General features: G+C 38.2%; 17 protein-coding genes. 15 read left to right on the top strand and 2 right to left on the bottom strand.

Annotated elements, in window-relative coordinates:
- Window positions 1–45: 45 nt before the first annotated feature.
- From AC6I0I_RS06700 to AC6I0I_RS06635, 14 genes are all read left to right on the top strand, one after another.
- Window positions 46–528: a GNAT family N-acetyltransferase gene (locus AC6I0I_RS06700; RefSeq protein ID WP_161831648.1), complete on the top strand. Its 483-nt coding sequence runs from the start codon at window positions 46–48 to the stop codon at window positions 526–528.
- A 159-nt stretch (window positions 529–687) separates the two neighbouring features.
- A complete protein-coding gene (locus tag AC6I0I_RS06695; RefSeq protein WP_237658904.1) occupies window positions 688–2,178 on the top strand; it encodes a glycoside hydrolase family 32 protein in 1,491 nt (496 codons plus the stop codon).
- A 214-nt stretch (window positions 2,179–2,392) separates the two neighbouring features.
- Entirely contained in the window at window positions 2,393–2,803 is a 411-nt protein-coding gene (locus AC6I0I_RS06690; protein ID WP_349769631.1) for a methylglyoxal synthase, read from the top strand.
- 28 nt (window positions 2,804–2,831) lie between these two features.
- Window positions 2,832–3,293: a GNAT family N-acetyltransferase gene (locus AC6I0I_RS06685; RefSeq protein WP_161831645.1), complete on the top strand. Its 462-nt coding sequence runs from the start codon at window positions 2,832–2,834 to the stop codon at window positions 3,291–3,293.
- A 348-nt stretch (window positions 3,294–3,641) separates the two neighbouring features.
- Window positions 3,642–4,421 carry a glutamate racemase gene (gene murI / locus AC6I0I_RS06680; RefSeq protein WP_161831644.1) on the top strand — a complete coding sequence of 260 codons (780 nt, stop codon included), beginning with the start codon at window positions 3,642–3,644 and terminating at the stop codon, window positions 4,419–4,421.
- Between the two features lie 84 nt (window positions 4,422–4,505).
- The gene (locus tag AC6I0I_RS06675; protein WP_161831643.1) at window positions 4,506–4,952 is read left to right on the top strand and encodes a hypothetical protein; all 447 of its coding nucleotides are present in this window, start codon (window positions 4,506–4,508) and stop codon (window positions 4,950–4,952) included.
- Window positions 4,953–5,026: 74 nt separating this feature from the next.
- On the top strand, window positions 5,027–5,230 hold the full coding sequence (locus AC6I0I_RS06670; protein WP_161831642.1) for a spore protein A: 204 nt from the start codon (window positions 5,027–5,029) through the stop codon (window positions 5,228–5,230).
- 345 nt (window positions 5,231–5,575) lie between these two features.
- Entirely contained in the window at window positions 5,576–7,066 is a 1,491-nt protein-coding gene (locus tag AC6I0I_RS06665; RefSeq protein ID WP_161831641.1) for an ABC transporter permease, read from the top strand.
- Window positions 7,067–7,068: 2 nt separating this feature from the next.
- Window positions 7,069–7,986 carry an ABC transporter permease gene (locus AC6I0I_RS06660; protein WP_161831640.1) on the top strand — a complete coding sequence of 306 codons (918 nt, stop codon included), beginning with the start codon at window positions 7,069–7,071 and terminating at the stop codon, window positions 7,984–7,986.
- Window positions 7,987–7,998: 12 nt separating this feature from the next.
- Window positions 7,999–9,102, top strand: coding sequence for an ABC transporter ATP-binding protein (locus tag AC6I0I_RS06655; protein WP_161831639.1), 1,104 nt, complete (start codon window positions 7,999–8,001; stop codon window positions 9,100–9,102).
- Window positions 9,056–9,988 (top strand): ATP-binding cassette domain-containing protein, encoded by a 933-nt coding sequence (locus AC6I0I_RS06650; RefSeq protein ID WP_262950623.1) that lies wholly within the window; start codon window positions 9,056–9,058, stop codon window positions 9,986–9,988. The genes AC6I0I_RS06655 and AC6I0I_RS06650 overlap by 47 nt, the downstream gene beginning before the upstream one ends.
- Window positions 9,989–10,131: 143 nt before the next feature.
- Window positions 10,132–10,650 (top strand): amidase domain-containing protein, encoded by a 519-nt coding sequence (locus AC6I0I_RS06645; protein ID WP_161831637.1) that lies wholly within the window; start codon window positions 10,132–10,134, stop codon window positions 10,648–10,650.
- A gap of 90 nt (window positions 10,651–10,740) precedes the next feature.
- A complete protein-coding gene (locus AC6I0I_RS06640) occupies window positions 10,741–10,935 on the top strand; it encodes a hypothetical protein (protein WP_161831636.1) in 195 nt (64 codons plus the stop codon).
- A 233-nt stretch (window positions 10,936–11,168) separates the two neighbouring features.
- A complete protein-coding gene (locus tag AC6I0I_RS06635) occupies window positions 11,169–12,005 on the top strand; it encodes an HAD family hydrolase (protein WP_161831635.1) in 837 nt (278 codons plus the stop codon).
- 198 nt (window positions 12,006–12,203) lie between these two features.
- Here AC6I0I_RS06635 and feoB read toward each other — a convergent pair whose 3' ends face one another.
- Window positions 12,204–14,336: a ferrous iron transport protein B gene (gene feoB / locus AC6I0I_RS06630; protein ID WP_161831634.1), complete on the bottom strand. Its 2,133-nt coding sequence runs from the start codon at window positions 14,334–14,336 to the stop codon at window positions 12,204–12,206.
- 15 nt (window positions 14,337–14,351) lie between these two features.
- A complete protein-coding gene (locus tag AC6I0I_RS06625) occupies window positions 14,352–14,588 on the bottom strand; it encodes a FeoA family protein (RefSeq protein WP_161831633.1) in 237 nt (78 codons plus the stop codon).
- 294 nt (window positions 14,589–14,882) lie between these two features.
- On the opposite strand from AC6I0I_RS06625, the gene AC6I0I_RS06620 reads away from it, so the two are divergent.
- Complete coding sequence (locus AC6I0I_RS06620) at window positions 14,883–15,254, top strand: Asp23/Gls24 family envelope stress response protein (RefSeq protein ID WP_161831632.1); 372 nt, start codon at window positions 14,883–14,885, stop codon at window positions 15,252–15,254.
- The last annotated feature ends 28 nt before the right edge of the window (window positions 15,255–15,282 follow it).

The raw sequence follows: 15,282 nt of genomic DNA, 5'->3' as shown, positions 1-15,282 counted from the left end.
AGGTTTCCGATCGTCGTTGGATTTTTTGTATAATGGGGGGATAAAATGAAAGTAAAAGTGAGGCGGATGAGCGAGATAGATGCGTTAAAAATATTGGTATGGCATTACGCTCCTCCTTATAGTTGGTATGATTTTGAACAAACAAACTCAGATTTTCACGTGTTGTTAAAAGATCAGTATTATTGTGTAATTGGTGAAGAAGGTGAGTTAATAGGTTTTTTTTGTTACGGAACGGCTGCACAAGTTTCTTTAGGAGTAGAGCAAGGGTTTTATCGGGATCAGGATTATTTAGATATTGGGTTGGGGATGAATCCCCTGCTGTGTGGTAAAGGTTACGGGGCTCGCTTTTTTTTAATAGGAATGGACTACGCAAAACATCAATTTGGTTTTAGTAAATTTCGGTTAACTGTAGCCTCGTTTAATCAACGGGCAATTAAAATGTATTTAAAGGTAGGTTTTGTAGAGATAGGTAGATTTATTGTTTCGACTTATGAATTTATTGTAATGATTTATGAGAGGGAATCTTAAAAGGAAGGTTCCTTTTTTTGTTTAAAATATAGTAAAATTTTAATAAAAAAGGTTGATAAAAAAATAAAGTTATTATAAAATAGAATCATAAGTAAAACGCTTTTAAAAAAGAGTGTTCTTAAAGAAATGGGAAATAGAAGGAGTGAAGGCTTCGTGTTAATGGAAAAAGAATTGTTTATTCAGGGAACAAGTGAACCGTTACAGCAGGCACGTGAATATGTGGAAAAGAAAAAAGACGAGATTATTTCTTTAAAGGATAGAAATAGATTTCATCATATGCCGGAAGTTGGGTGGATGAATGATCCTAACGGATTTTCAGTTTATGATGGGGAGTATCACCTGTTTTATCAATACTTTCCTTACGATGTTAAGTGGGGGCCGATGCATTGGGGGCATGTGAAGAGTAAAGATTTAATCAAGTGGGAATACCTTCCGGTTGCTTTAGCGCCAGATCAATCTTATGAAACAGGAGGATGTTTCTCAGGAAGTGCGTTCGAGGTGGATGGAAAACATGTATTAATGTATACCGGACACACTAATCCTAATCCAGAAGATGAATCGTATGTTAGACAGGTTCAATGTTTAGCAGTTGGGGATGGGGTAAATTATCAAAAATATATTCAAAACCCAATCATTAAAACAGAGGAAATGCCTCCGCATTCTAGTTTAACAGACTTCCGTGATCCAAAAGTTTGGAAAAAGGGAGAGACATACTATTGTATCTTAGGAAGCAAGAGTGATGAAAATAGTGCTCGTGTTTTACTATATAAGTCAGAGGATTTAATTCACTGGACATATGTTGGTTTAGTCGGAGAAAGTAATCATGAGTTTGGTTACATGTGGGAGTGTCCAGACTTCTTCCACTTAGATGGAGAAGACGTCTTAATTATGTCGCCACAAGGGGTACCTGAAGATGAGTTTAGACATAAAAATACGAATACAACGGTTTATTGTTTAGGACATTTAGACTATGATTCCGCACATTATGATTTCCGTAAGATGGAAGAACTTGATTATGGATTAGATTTTTATGCACCTCAAACAACAGAAAGTTTGGATGGGCGCCGTTTAATGATTGCTTGGATGCAATCTTGGCATCGCAATATGCCAACTGATAAGCAAGGTTGGGTGTCATCGATGACGCTTCCGCGTGAATTAACGGTAAAAGATGATATTTTATATCAGTGGCCTGTTCGTGAAATCGAAAACTATCGTACTAATTTAGTTCGTTTTGAGGACTTGTTAGTGACAGGTGTTCAACAGTTAGCAGGCGTAGAGGGGCGTCATATCGATATGGACTTGACAGTAGAGTTAAACGATGCTCAACGTTTTGAAATAAAAGTGATGAAGGGCGAAAATCAAGAGACAACAATCGCTTACGATGTTGATCGTGAGGTGCTAAGTTTTGATCGTCGTCAAAGCGGAAGTGGCATTGAGGGACTTAATTATCGTGAAATGCCTGTTCCATTAAAAGATGGAAAATTATCACTCCGTATCTTAATGGATACTTATTCAGTTGAGTTGTTTGCGCAACAAGGGGCGCATACGATGACATCAACTGTATATGCGGATTTAACATCAACACAAGTGGAATTTGCAAGTGATAAAGAAGTTAAATTAACCATTAATAAATGGGATTTAGCCGTATAGAAGATGTAGATCGTCTTAAAAAAGAGTTCCCCCCCTATAAAATGGTAGATAAAGTAAACACAAACTTTATCTACTTCTCTTTTTTATTGTAATGAAAGCTCATAAAATATCTAACTGTGTTGATTTTTTTAGATTGAAATAAATGGAATTTTAAAAATAAAGGTGATAGGATAGGATTATGCCTAACTAGAATCATGAAATGAGGGTGAATGGTTTGAATTTAAATGTTGCATTAATCGCACATGACCGAATGAAGGATCAAATGGTGAATTTTTGTTTTGCATATGAATCTATTTTAGAAAAATATGGATTGTATACAACAGGAACGACGGGAAAGCGTATTGAAGAGGGAACGTCACTAAAAGTAAATAAATTAGCTTCAGGTCCGCTTGGAGGTGACCAGCAAATTGGGGCGATGATTGTCACAGAGGAGATTGATTTAGTCATCTTTTTGAGAGATCCTTTAACGCCACAACCTCATGAGACGGATATTTTAGCATTAATTCGTTTATGCGATGTCCATGCTGTTCCTATTGCAACAAATTTAGCATCGGCAGAGATCTTTATTAGAGCACTTGATCAGGGTGATTTAGATTGGCGAACATTAAGAAAAAATAATAAGTAATGGCTATAGTTTTATAGGGGGAGAACGTATGTTAAAAGTTGTAAAGGTTAAAAAAGATTCTGCTGTGAAGGAATCGGCTATTCCATTTATTGAGGAGACTTGGAAACAAAATAGTAATTCCTCGGATGTTTATCTGAAGGAAAACGGTGTTAAATACTCTGAAGATCGATTAGAAAGTTTTTTTGTTTTAATTCAGGATGATCAAATCATTGGTTATTGTGATTTTATTGAAAATGCTCCGTTAACGGATACAATTGAAGGTCCTTGGGTGAGTTCAGTGTACATGAAAATAAATGATCGCGAAAATAACTATGGGCAGTTATTAATTAATCACGTCCTTCATTACGCCCAATTGCAGGGATATTCTAATGTATATTTATTAGCGAATTCGGGTGATTATTACCGGGAGCAAGGATGGACGATTTTAGAAAATAACGTTAAACAAGGAAGCCAACAAATTTTGATAAAAGAATTAACTGAGAGATGTTAATTATTTTTTAATGCCACTGAGTAACCGGTTACCGATTTTTTATTCTTGAGGTAACCGGTTACTTCTATAACAAAAGGAAGGGGAATCGTCCCCTTCCTTTTGTTATAGAAAGCTAGAATAGAATTTTTTAAAATGTTGAAGGCGTATGAATTTGATGGCGCGGCATTAAAAGCTCTTTATTCTATATATTAATATGGGGGGGATAAAAAGTGTTAATTAAGAATAAAGTTTTAAGGATGAGTCGTCGTGGGGAGGTAGTCAAGGAAGGTTTTTTCGTGATATAATGCACATAAAACAACATAGAAGCTAAATAAAATTTTAGATGCCTAAAGTGTAGGAGAGGTTAACATGAAAATTGGATTTTTTGATTCAGGTATTGGAGGGTTAACTGTTTTAAGCGAAGCTTTAAAACGCCTTCCTCATCATGAATATCTATATTATGCAGATACTGAACATGCACCTTATGGGAAAAGACCTAAAGAAGAAGTGTTAATGTATGTGTTAGAGGCCGTTGACTTTTTAGTTCAACAAGGAGCACAAATGATCGTTATTGCTTGTAATACAGCGACAAGTATCGCTATTACAACGCTTCGTGAGAAGTATGATATTCCTATCATTGGGATGGAACCGGCGGTAAAACCAGCCATAGAGTGTGTGAGTGACGGTTCGAAGCGGGTCTTAGTCACTGCAACACCGTTGACATTGAAAGAAGAAAAGATGCATGAACTGATTCAGCGAATTGATGGGAAACATCAAACGGACTTACTTCCATTACCCGATTTGGTTCGTTTTGCCGAGGCGCTAGATTTTTCAGATCGAACAGTGCTTCCGTATTTAGAAAAATGTTTAAGTCCGTTGGCGGTGAACCAGTATGGAGCCGTTGTTTTGGGATGTACTCACTTTCCACTTTTTCGTGCTCAGTTTGAAAAATTGTTTGAATCGACGGTTCATATCGTTGACGGAAGTTCGGGGACAGTTTCACGTTTAGAACAATTAATGCGAGAAGAAAAAGCAATAGAATCAAGTGATCCAAAGGTGAAATTTTATCAGTCAGGGAAAGAGGTTCAATCAGAAAAGGATTTAGTGAAATTTACACGTATTCTCGCTCAATTAGATGGAAGTAAATAAAAAGAGTACATTTAGTCATATGAAGGAACGTTTAATCATAGATTAAGGTGAGAGATCAGATTACTTGAAAAATGTGGTGATACTATGGATTTTCAAAACGTGAATCCCGAGTTGTTCATCGTGGTCGGTGAGTTGCTGGGTAACGTTCTTTCAAATGAGTTACCATTTAATGTACAAAATGCCGTGGGCAACTGGTTACAACTTGTTGGACAAGCGATTGAAACGTATAATGCGCAGCAGCAATATTATCAGCAAGGACCCGGGCGATATTTTACACCAGATAGTTTTAATGTAGATAATCCTCATTGTCAAAATAAACAGGGAAGTTCTAATCAGACTTCCTCCAATCAAGGGGCTTCATCTGAAGATGACGTATTGCCTAAATCTTCAAGAGCGTCGACTGACTCAGGTTCAACACCAGACATTGAACATCTTGTGCGCTTACAGGAAACGGTTGAATTACTAATGTCACGTTTAGAACAATTAGAAAAAGAAATAAAAACTTTAAAAGAGATGGATAGGGGAAAATAAACTCGTGTTAAATGGATTTTTAACATGAGTTTTTTTGTTTTGGGTATATTAATAACTGTTGGAGGTGATTATTCATGAAACATTGTAGTCATCAAGGGTTAAAAGGTGGAAATCAATTTTCTGATGTTGAGTTTGCGTCTGAGTTTGCCTCAAAAGAATCATGTTTAGATCAAGAGGCACAACATGCCTTTTTATCAGCTAAAGCTGGCGGAATGATTACGAAACGATTAGTAGAAGTCGGAGAAAAGATGCTAATGAATCAACAAAAAACGAAGTAACGTCTGTTGAATGAAAAAATAAAGGACAGGATTCCGTTCATTGTAACGGTTGTCCTTTTTTATTTGCCCATAGATGTTAAGAGCTAGAAATGGGGAAACATGAATTTTGACGAAAGGTTTAACAAAAAATATGAAAAAATGCTATCGTATTTGGTATAAAATAATAAAAAAATTATAAGTAGAAAAGGGGTTGAACGAGGGAATAGCTACAGGTAGGGCTCGGTTTTTTAGGGCCTTTCAAACATCCGTCAATGAGAGCTTGGCAGGATGGTAACTGGGGAAAGGGTGATGATCATCAAGCTGGATGACTCAGTTTAAATAAAAGGTGAAAGGGGAGAAAGCTGAGTGAGACGATATTTAATTAAAAGGTTTTTAAGATCATTGTTGTCGATTTTTATTGTTATGACGATTGTTTTTACGCTTGTTTATTCGGTAGTCCCTCGTGATCGAGTCTTTTTTTCAGATGTAAATATAGAAAAGTTGCAAAAAAGACCGGATGATTACTTGAATTATAAATATATTCAATGGGAAAAGTTGGGTTACTTGAAGTATGAGACGATTCAAGATTATTGTAGAGGACTTTACGGCGACGCGAATGGAGAGTATGTTCGTTGTTTATTACCGGACTCAAGCGAAACAAAAGAGTTTGTATCTTCTAAACAAGAGGAAGGATGGGAAGTATCCTTTTTTGAAGAATCCGGACAGGCTTATTCATTTGAAGAGATTTCACCGTTAAAACGTGCACTTAATTGGTGGGCCAACTTAATTCAAATTGATTCGCCTAATCGGGTAAAGAGTGAAGAGGCGACCCTAAAACGCCAAATTTATGTTGGAAAAGATTTTAATGATCGTCTGGCGTTGATGTGTTCGGGGTGCGAAAATAAATACTTAATATATTTTGATCAAAAGTTTCCGTTTATTCATCAAAATATAGTCAAACTGAATTTAGGAGTTTCCTATCCAACGTATAGTGGACAGGAAGTATTAGAGGTCATTACGAGTTCTCAGGGAGAAAAGGTGAAACAGGAGCTTAAAGAACCTATTAATGGTCAAGAAGCGAGCTCGATTAATTATTACACGTGTCGATATAAGGAAACGTTGGATGCCCTAGAGAAGAAGAACTTTAGTGATCATTATGCAGATTGCGATGCCATTCGAACGGATCCATCCATGATGAAGATTTCGTTTATTATGGGATTTATCTCGCTTGTGTTGACTTATGTGATTGGCTTGCCACTTGGGGTTTATATGGCGCGCCATCAAGGTCGGTGGGGGGATCGTTTGGGGCAGTGGTATATCATCTTCATGAATGCCATTCCTGGTCTTGCTTATATTGTTTTTATTCGCTTTATCGGTGGAAAATATTTTGGCTTACCTTCGATGTTCCCTATGTTAGGGGCAGAGGATCCAAGGTCTTACATTTTACCTATTTTGTCGTTAACTTTAGGTGCTACAGCTAGCCGCATGATGTGGATGCGCCGCTATATGATTGACCAAAGCCAGATGGATTATGTCAAATTTGCACGTGCGAAGGGACTTTCAGAGCGCGAAATTTTTTCAAAACACATTTTTAGAAATGCGATCATTCCTATGGTTCATGGAATCCCTGCAGCCATCATTTTTTGTATTTCTGGCGCCTTAATTACCGAAGGGGTTTATGGAATTCCAGGAATGGGTAAAATTTTACCCGATTCTATTTCGATTTATAATAATTCGATGGTGGTAGGGCTAACGTTTATTTTTACAACTTTAAGTATTCTATCGACATTTTTAGGGGACTGGTTATTGACTAAAATTGATCCACGGATACGTCTTGAAGATAAGGGAGGGAATTAACGGTGCAAGATTCACGTTTTGAATTTGTCACAGTAGATGCACGGGTAGCTGAAGAGATTGAGGCCCCATCTTATTCATATTGGCAGTCTGTTTCAAAGCAATTTTTTAAAAAGAAGAGCACGGTTATTTTGTTATTACTGATGGTCGTTATTATACTTGTTGCCTTAATTCAACCAGAATTATCAGGCTATGATCCGATGAATTCCCCTAATATTAATCGTCCAGAAATGAGATTTCGAGGGATTTCATTACAATATCCTTATGGAACAGATGGGGTTGGAAACTCAGTTTGGGATGTTGTTTGGGCGGGGACTAGGACCTCGTTATTAGTTGGATTTATTGTTGCTTGTATTAATACATCGATTGGCGTTGTTGTAGGGGCCGTCTGGGGATTTTCAAAGGCCATTGATAAAGTGATGATTGAGGTCTTTAATATTATTTCAAGTGTTCCTTATATTTTAATTGTCACTGTTCTTTTGTATACGTTTGGAAGGGGATTTTGGCAATTAATTTTAGCCATGTGTTTGACGGGCTGGTTATCGACGGCTTATTTTATTCGAACACAAGTGATGATTATTCGTGATCGCGAATATAATCTCGCTTCATCTTGTCTTGGGACACCGATGTTGCGTTTAGTTAGTCGTAATATTTTGCCATACTTGCTATCCGTTATTATGACGAATGTATCTCTAGAAATTCCAGCGGCTATTTCAACAGAAGTCACGTTATCATTTTTAGGAATTGGTTTGAACGTGGCTGTTCCGTCTCTTGGAAGAATGATTAACCAATATGCCAATTATTTTAATGGATATCCCCACTTATTTTGGGCTCCTGTTTTAACATTGGCGTTAGTGACGATTTCTTTATATGTCATTGGTCAAACATTAGCAGACGCTTCAGATCCAAGGACACATCGATAAGGGGGATGAGTTATGAAAGGTAGGGACACTATTTTATCCATTCGAGATTTAGAGGTCACCTTTAAAGTGCGAGACCGCCAACTTAAAGCTATTCGCCGCATTTCATTTGATTTGTATCGCGGGGAAACACTTGCAATTGTTGGGGAATCTGGATCTGGAAAGTCTGTGTTAATGAAGTCGCTAACAGGAATGTTGGAATCTAACGGGACGGTTAGCGGTGGAAGTATTCGTTTTTTCGGTGAGGAGCTTGCTCAAAAGAAAAAACCGCGGGAATGGGAGTCGATTCGCGGGGCTAAGATTGCGACCGTTTTTCAGGATCCGATGACCTCACTTAATCCGGTTCGTACGATTGGATCGCAAATTGTAGAGGTGATGATGAAGCATCAACGTTGTTCACGAAAGCGGGCGAAACAGTTGGCGATTGAGCTAATGGAACGTGTCGGAATCTCAGAAGCTGCCGAGCGATTTGATGCGTATCCTCATGAGTATTCAGGCGGAATGCGCCAGCGGATTGTGATCGCGATTGCGTTAGCTTGCCGTCCACAAATTTTAATTTGTGATGAACCAACAACGGCTTTAGATGTGACCGTGCAAGCCCAAATTTTAAATTTAATTAAACAATTACAACAAGAGGAAGGGTTTACCACCATTTATATTACGCATGATTTAGGGGTAGTGGCCAATGTGGCTGATCGGGTAGCTGTTATGTATGCAGGACAAATTGTAGAGTACGGAGAGGTAGAGGAGATTTTCTATGAATCGGCTCATCCGTATACGTGGGCGTTGCTTTCTTCGCTTCCACAATTAGGTCAAAAGGGAGAACGTTTATTTTCGCTTCATGGGACACCGCCTTCTTTATATCATGACATTGTCGGGGATGCATTTGCTCCACGTAATCAGTATGCGATGCGTATTGATTTTGAAGAGGAGCCGCCTTTTTTTGAAATTACACCGACTCATTATGCAAAAACGTGGCTATGTGATCCGCGAGTTCCATTTTTTAAACGCCCAAAAGCGATTGAAGGGCTTCATCAGAAGATGGTAATGATTTATCAAGGAGGAAATGTTAGTGGGAACAGAGAAGAAAGAAGTTTTAGTTTCAATCCGCGATCTTGAAATTAAATTTGATGAGTACGTCGCTGTATCAAATGTGAATTTTGATATTTATAAAGGAGAGACATTTTCGCTTGTTGGGGAATCCGGTTCAGGAAAAACGACCATTGGTCGGGCTTTAATGCGTATTCATGAGACATCGAAAGGGGATATTTTCTTTAAAGGAAAAAAGATTAATCAAAAGGTGGGGGCGCGTCTTCATAAAGAACTCATCAAAAAAATGCAAATGATTTTTCAAGATCCCGCTGCTTCTTTGAATGAACGAGCGACTATTGATTATATTGTATCTGAAGGGTTGCGAAATTTTCGTCTTTATAAAAATGAAACAGAGCGTCAACAAAAAGTTCGTGAGGCGCTATTGTCTGTTGGTCTCTTGCCTGAACATTTAACGAGATATCCTCACGAGTTTTCGGGAGGACAACGCCAACGGATTGGAATTGCCCGTGCGATGGTGATGGAACCTGAGTTTATTGTAGCTGATGAACCGATTTCCGCACTTGATGTTTCCATCCGCGCGCAAGTTTTAAATCTGTTAAAGAAGCTCCAACAAGAAAAAGAGTTAACTTATTTATTTATTGCGCATGATTTATCGGTTGTGCGTTTCATTTCCGATCGGATTGCTGTGATTCATAAAGGTAAAATTGTGGAGTTGGCAGAAGCAGAAGAATTATTTTTAAATCCGCTTCATCCGTATACGAAATCATTACTTTCAGCGATTCCGATTCCAGACCCACGCCTTGAAAAAAATAAAAAATTAGTGGTCTATACAGGGGAAGAACATGATTATTCAGAGGATTTACCGAAATGGAAGGAAATAAAAGCGGGTCACTTTGTATGGGCAAATGATGCGGAAGAAAAAAGATATAGAATGCAAATGAAGATAGGATAATAAAAAAACCGATTGAAACACGTGGTAAACCCAATAGGTTAGAATTTTTAACTAACGTATCGGGATTGTTGCGAAAAATCATCGGTTTTTTTGTTTTAATTCTACAGGAGTGGAATAAGGTATAAAGAGGGGAGGAGTAAGGCATGCAACTAAAACGTTACAACCGACAAAAGGCTATTGATTATGCTAGAAAGTGGGCGCTTGATCGTAATAGTGTTTATCACGATTATGAAAATTACGGTGGGGATTGTACGAATTTTATTTCACAGTGCTTACGGGCAGGAGAAATCCCGTTTGATGAATCAGGAAGTGATTCGACTAAGAAATGGTATTGGTATAGTGATGCAAAGCGGACACCTTCCTGGACGTCAGCTAAACCATTTGAAACTTATTTGATTGGCAATAATAAACAGGGAACGAAAAACTATGGTGTTTATGCCACGTTTTGTCGTTATGAGGAGTTAGAACTTGGGGACCTTGTGCAAAAGCGCATTAATGGTGTCCTTACCCACACGATGATTGTGACTTCAAAAGTTTTCGATGTGGACGGTGAGTTAACAGATTACTTAATCTGTCAACACTCGTATGATTTGAAAGACTTTCCACTCTCTCAAAAAGATGGCGTGCATAGCTACATTAAAATTCATGGGTATTATGCTTAACTCATTTATCTAAAGGTATCATGCATAGTTTCGATGAAATATCGCACACTACTAAAGTCAGAATTCGACAAGAAAGTGAGGCGGTATTTGATGAGTTGTAAATGTAATGGAAAATGCCATGAAAAAGGAAAAAAAGCTAAAAAATCGGAAGCAAATAATCAATGGTGTGGAGCGTCTGCCGTTGGAAATACAGATGACCATCAAATGAAAACCGAATTTAGTAACGAATGGGCTTCAACCAATAAAATGGGAGCCGTCAATCAGGAAACTAAAAAATCTCATTAAGACGAAAAGGCCCCAACAGGGGTCTTTTTATAAACGTTTGAACGAGGTAAGGTTTGTTTTTAGGACGCCTATACACGTTAGGTGAGAAATGATTAGATGTTAACATAGAAGGTGATAAGGCCTATTGTCGCACGAGGTATCAGAAACTTGTCATAAAATAAGAGGATTTTTCTTGGTGTCTGATAGCTTTTTTAGTATAATTAAAATTAACAACATGAAGGAAGGGTGAGGACATGGAGTTATTTGTTTCGGATTTAGATGGGACATTATTAAACAAATCGAGTCAAGTCTCATCAAAAAGTCGTGAAATCATTAATGACTTAATGAAAAAAGGGGTAAAGTTTACGGTTGCAACCGCACGTACGCATGCGACGGTGATTGATTTACTTGAAGGATTAGAAATTAATATGCCGATTGCGATTATGAACGGCGTAGGAATTTATGATTTAAAAAATAGAAAATACCTTGAAATTGTTGATATGGATAAACAAGCAGTTAAGGAAGCGATCACGATCTTTGATCAATGTCACTTAGAACCGATGATTTACGGAATTTGTGAGGATCAATTATCCGTTTTTTATCGTCAACTTCCAAACATTGCAGCACAAACATTTTATCATCAACGTAAAGATGCGAAATTAAAAACATTTAAACAAGTTCATTCGTTCGAAGAGGTCATTCAAACGAATAAAATCGTAAATATGCTTGTTTTTGATCGATTAGAAATCATTGAGGAAGCCTATCGCCGTGTCCAATCCATCGACGGAATCAGAGCGACCTACTATCGTACGCGTGAAGAAGGATACGGGTATATGGAGCTTTATAGTACCAATGCTTCAAAGGCAAATGGAATTAAGGCGTTAATGAAATATGCTGACTTTGAGAAAGTCATTGGATTTGGTGATAATCTAAATGACCTCCCGATGTTTGAGTTAGCCGACGAGGCGTATGCACCTGAAAATGCGGTTGACGAAATTAAAAAAGTTGCAACGGGTGTTATTCGTCACCACGATGATGATGCGATTGCACTGTATTTACAAGAACGTTACGAAGATCGCCAAAAATCGTAAAGTTTTTGATGACTCAGGTGAAAGGCTCCCCTTATTCATTAGAGGTTTTATAGAACGAATGGCGCTATATTTAAAAAGACACCGATGTACGTCCCTTTGCGGGTAAACATCTGTGTCTTTTTCTTTTTTCGTGCGTGTGATTTAAAGGGGGAATTTTTTAAAAGCGCGACTTCTAGGGCATGAGTGAGGGTCCTCCTCTTACACCCAACCAAAGAGTTGAAAAATGAGCGTATTGATGAAACAGAGTAAAAATCCAATAAGCGTTGGAATGAGGAAAGCAAGAATCGCCCATTTATATCCACCCGTTTCTTTTTTGATTGTCATGAGGGTTGTCGAACATGGCCAATGGCAAAGCGTAAAGAGTAAAACATTGATCCCGGTCAGTAATGTCCATCCATGCTCAGTTAAAATTTGGCTAAGGGAAAGAATGCTATCAAATTCAACCATCACGCCACTCGATAAGTAAGACATGAGTAGAATAGGAATGACAATTTCATTTGCAGGAATCCCTAAGATAAACGCCATTAAAATAAATCCATCAAGTCCAATTAACGTCGCAAAGGGATTGAGAAAGTTTGCGATATGGGTTAAAAGACTCAAATCGTTAACATAAAGGTGATTTAAGCACCAAATCATGATCCCCGCTGGAATGGCGATCATCACGGCACGTCCTAAGACGAAAAGTGTTCGATCAATAATAGACGTGTAAAGAATCCGACCAAGTTGGGGTGTACGATAGGGAGGTAATTCAAGGGTAAAAGAGGAAGGGACGCCTTTAAGAATGGTTTTTGATAGAAGGTAGGAGACGCCTAAAGTGATGAAGACGCCTAAAATAACAATCAGACCTACAACGAGGGCACTCGCAAGTGTTCCATTGATGGGACCAAGGTCCACATTTAAAAGGAGGACACTCGCGATGGCGATAATGGTCGGAAAACGTCCGTTACAAATCATAAAGTTATTCGTTAAAATGGCGATTAGTTTTTCACGAGGGGATTCGATAATCCGGCAACCAATGATCCCGGCGGCGTTACAGCCAAACCCCATACACATAGTCAGGCACTGTTTTCCATGAGCACACGCTTTTTTAAATAAATGATCTAAGTTAAAAGCGACGCGTGGTAAATAACCTAAATCTTCAAGGGCTGTAAATAGCGGAAAGAAGATGGCCATAGGGGGGAGCATCACAGAAATAACATTGGCAAGTGTCTGATAAACACCGTTTAAAAGCAATTCATATAACCATTGGGGGGTGTGAATGGCCGTTAAAAAATGGCTGATGTAACGGCCGAGGAACGCAAAAAAGTTAGATAGAAGTTCGGATGGAATATTGGCTCCTGCAATCGTTAGCCAAAGAATTCCTAGTAAAAGCAAGAGCATTAAAGGAATGCCAAAGCGCTTAGAGGTAATCCAGGTATCAATTTTTAAATCCCGCTCACGTGCTAACTGTTGTTTGTCGAGTAAATAAACATAATTTCGTTTGATTTCTTCGGCTTTAGCGTAACTGATCTCGGTCAAGTGATCTCGAATTTCATCTTTAGCTAATGATCGAGGTAATGTTTTTTCAATTTGAATTAATTCATCCGCTTCCTCTGGACTTAAATAGCGGTTCATAGATTGGTAAATACTTTCGTTTCCATCGATCAGACGAAGGGCGAGCCATCTGGGATTGAGATTTTTATAGTTGTTAGCGAGAAGGGGAAGGAGTTGGTGGATATGACGCTCTGTCTCTTCGTTATATGTAAGGGGTTGGTAATCGAAGGGGTAGTTATTGTTAATGATTTGATCAAGGGTTGTGGTCAGTTCATCAAGTCCTAATTTACTGCGGGCTGAGGTTAAAACAACAGGGACTCCTAGTTCTTGTTCAATGGCACGACGATCGACAACGATTCCTTTTTTTTCTGCCTCATCAATCAGATTGATGCATAAAATGACTCGGGTCGTGAGTTCCATTATTTGAAAGGCAAGGTGTAAATTGCGTTCAAGGGCAGTGGCATCCGTGACAACGACAACTGCATCGGGTTGTCCAAAACAAATGAAATCTCTTGCCACTAACTCTTCTTCCGATGTGGCGAATAAAGAGTAGGTTCCAGGTAGATCAACAAGCACGTAATCATGCTCCTTCGTTTTAAATTCTCCCCGGGCATTTGTCACCGTTTTTCCAGGCCAGTTTCCTGTGTGTTGGTGTAGCCCTGTCAAAGCATTAAAGACAGTACTTTTACCGGTATTTGGGTTACCTGTAAGGGCAATGACGAACTGATCTTCGGTTTTATCGATGGCGAATAAATCTTGTAAGGCTTCCCTTTTGGTTGAACGATAGGTTAATCCCATACAAATTCCTCCTTATCAATCATGAATTGGTTGAACCATAATCAAGCTTCCCTCCTCCTCGCGCAAGGCAATCATTGCACCTCTAATGTTATAGACCGTTAAATTATTTTTAGGGCCTTTTTTTATCACATCAATTAAAGCCCCAGTTGTGACACCAAGGGCCAGTAATCGCTCACGTAAAACACCTGTTGCGATAAGTTTAGCGACTTTAACCGTTGTTTGGCATTCAACTTCGCTTAATTTTTTCAGCATAGTCATCACTCCATTACTTGATTTAATAGGGCTAACGTTTATCTAAAAGGAAATCGATCCAAAAGGATTAACTATTTCTTTCACGAGTCATTAAATAGGGGGGGGATAAATTTTAGCCGCGGCTAACAGATGAAAGGCTAGTCGGTATAGTATATGAAGCTTCATCAAATGGGTGATAGTAAATGGACATTCTTCTCATTTACAGTTTTTTCTTTCCTGCAGGGATAGTATTTGCACAACGGTTCAAACTATAGTATTATTATAGTAGTTGCATATGATTGGAGGAGAATGGTGATGGCTGTTTCAAAGTATTATCGTATTGACGAAGCAAATCAAGAAATTGGGAATATCGAAATTCATTCACAGGTTTTTGAAGTGATTGCTCACAATGCGACAGCAGAAATTGATGGAGTTTCAAAAATGTTTGAAAGTATTTCACAATCAATTGCCGATACATTTAACAGTAAAAAACATCGAAATGGTGTTGAAGTTGAGTTTGATGAGAATGGATTAGTTGTAGATGTTTATGTGAGTATTAAAGTGGGATACGCAATCAATGAAGTTGCGGAAAAAATCCAAAAAAATATTCACCAAATGATCTATCATATGACAGCAGTTAAAACATCAGAAATCTATGTTCATGTCGTTTCAATTGATTTTGAATAAAAATAAACCACTTTCAGTGGTTTATTTT

It is taken from the genome of Turicibacter sp. St.80E1 (assembly GCF_059728495.1).
This window is presented reverse-complemented; position numbering and strand designations above follow the sequence as displayed.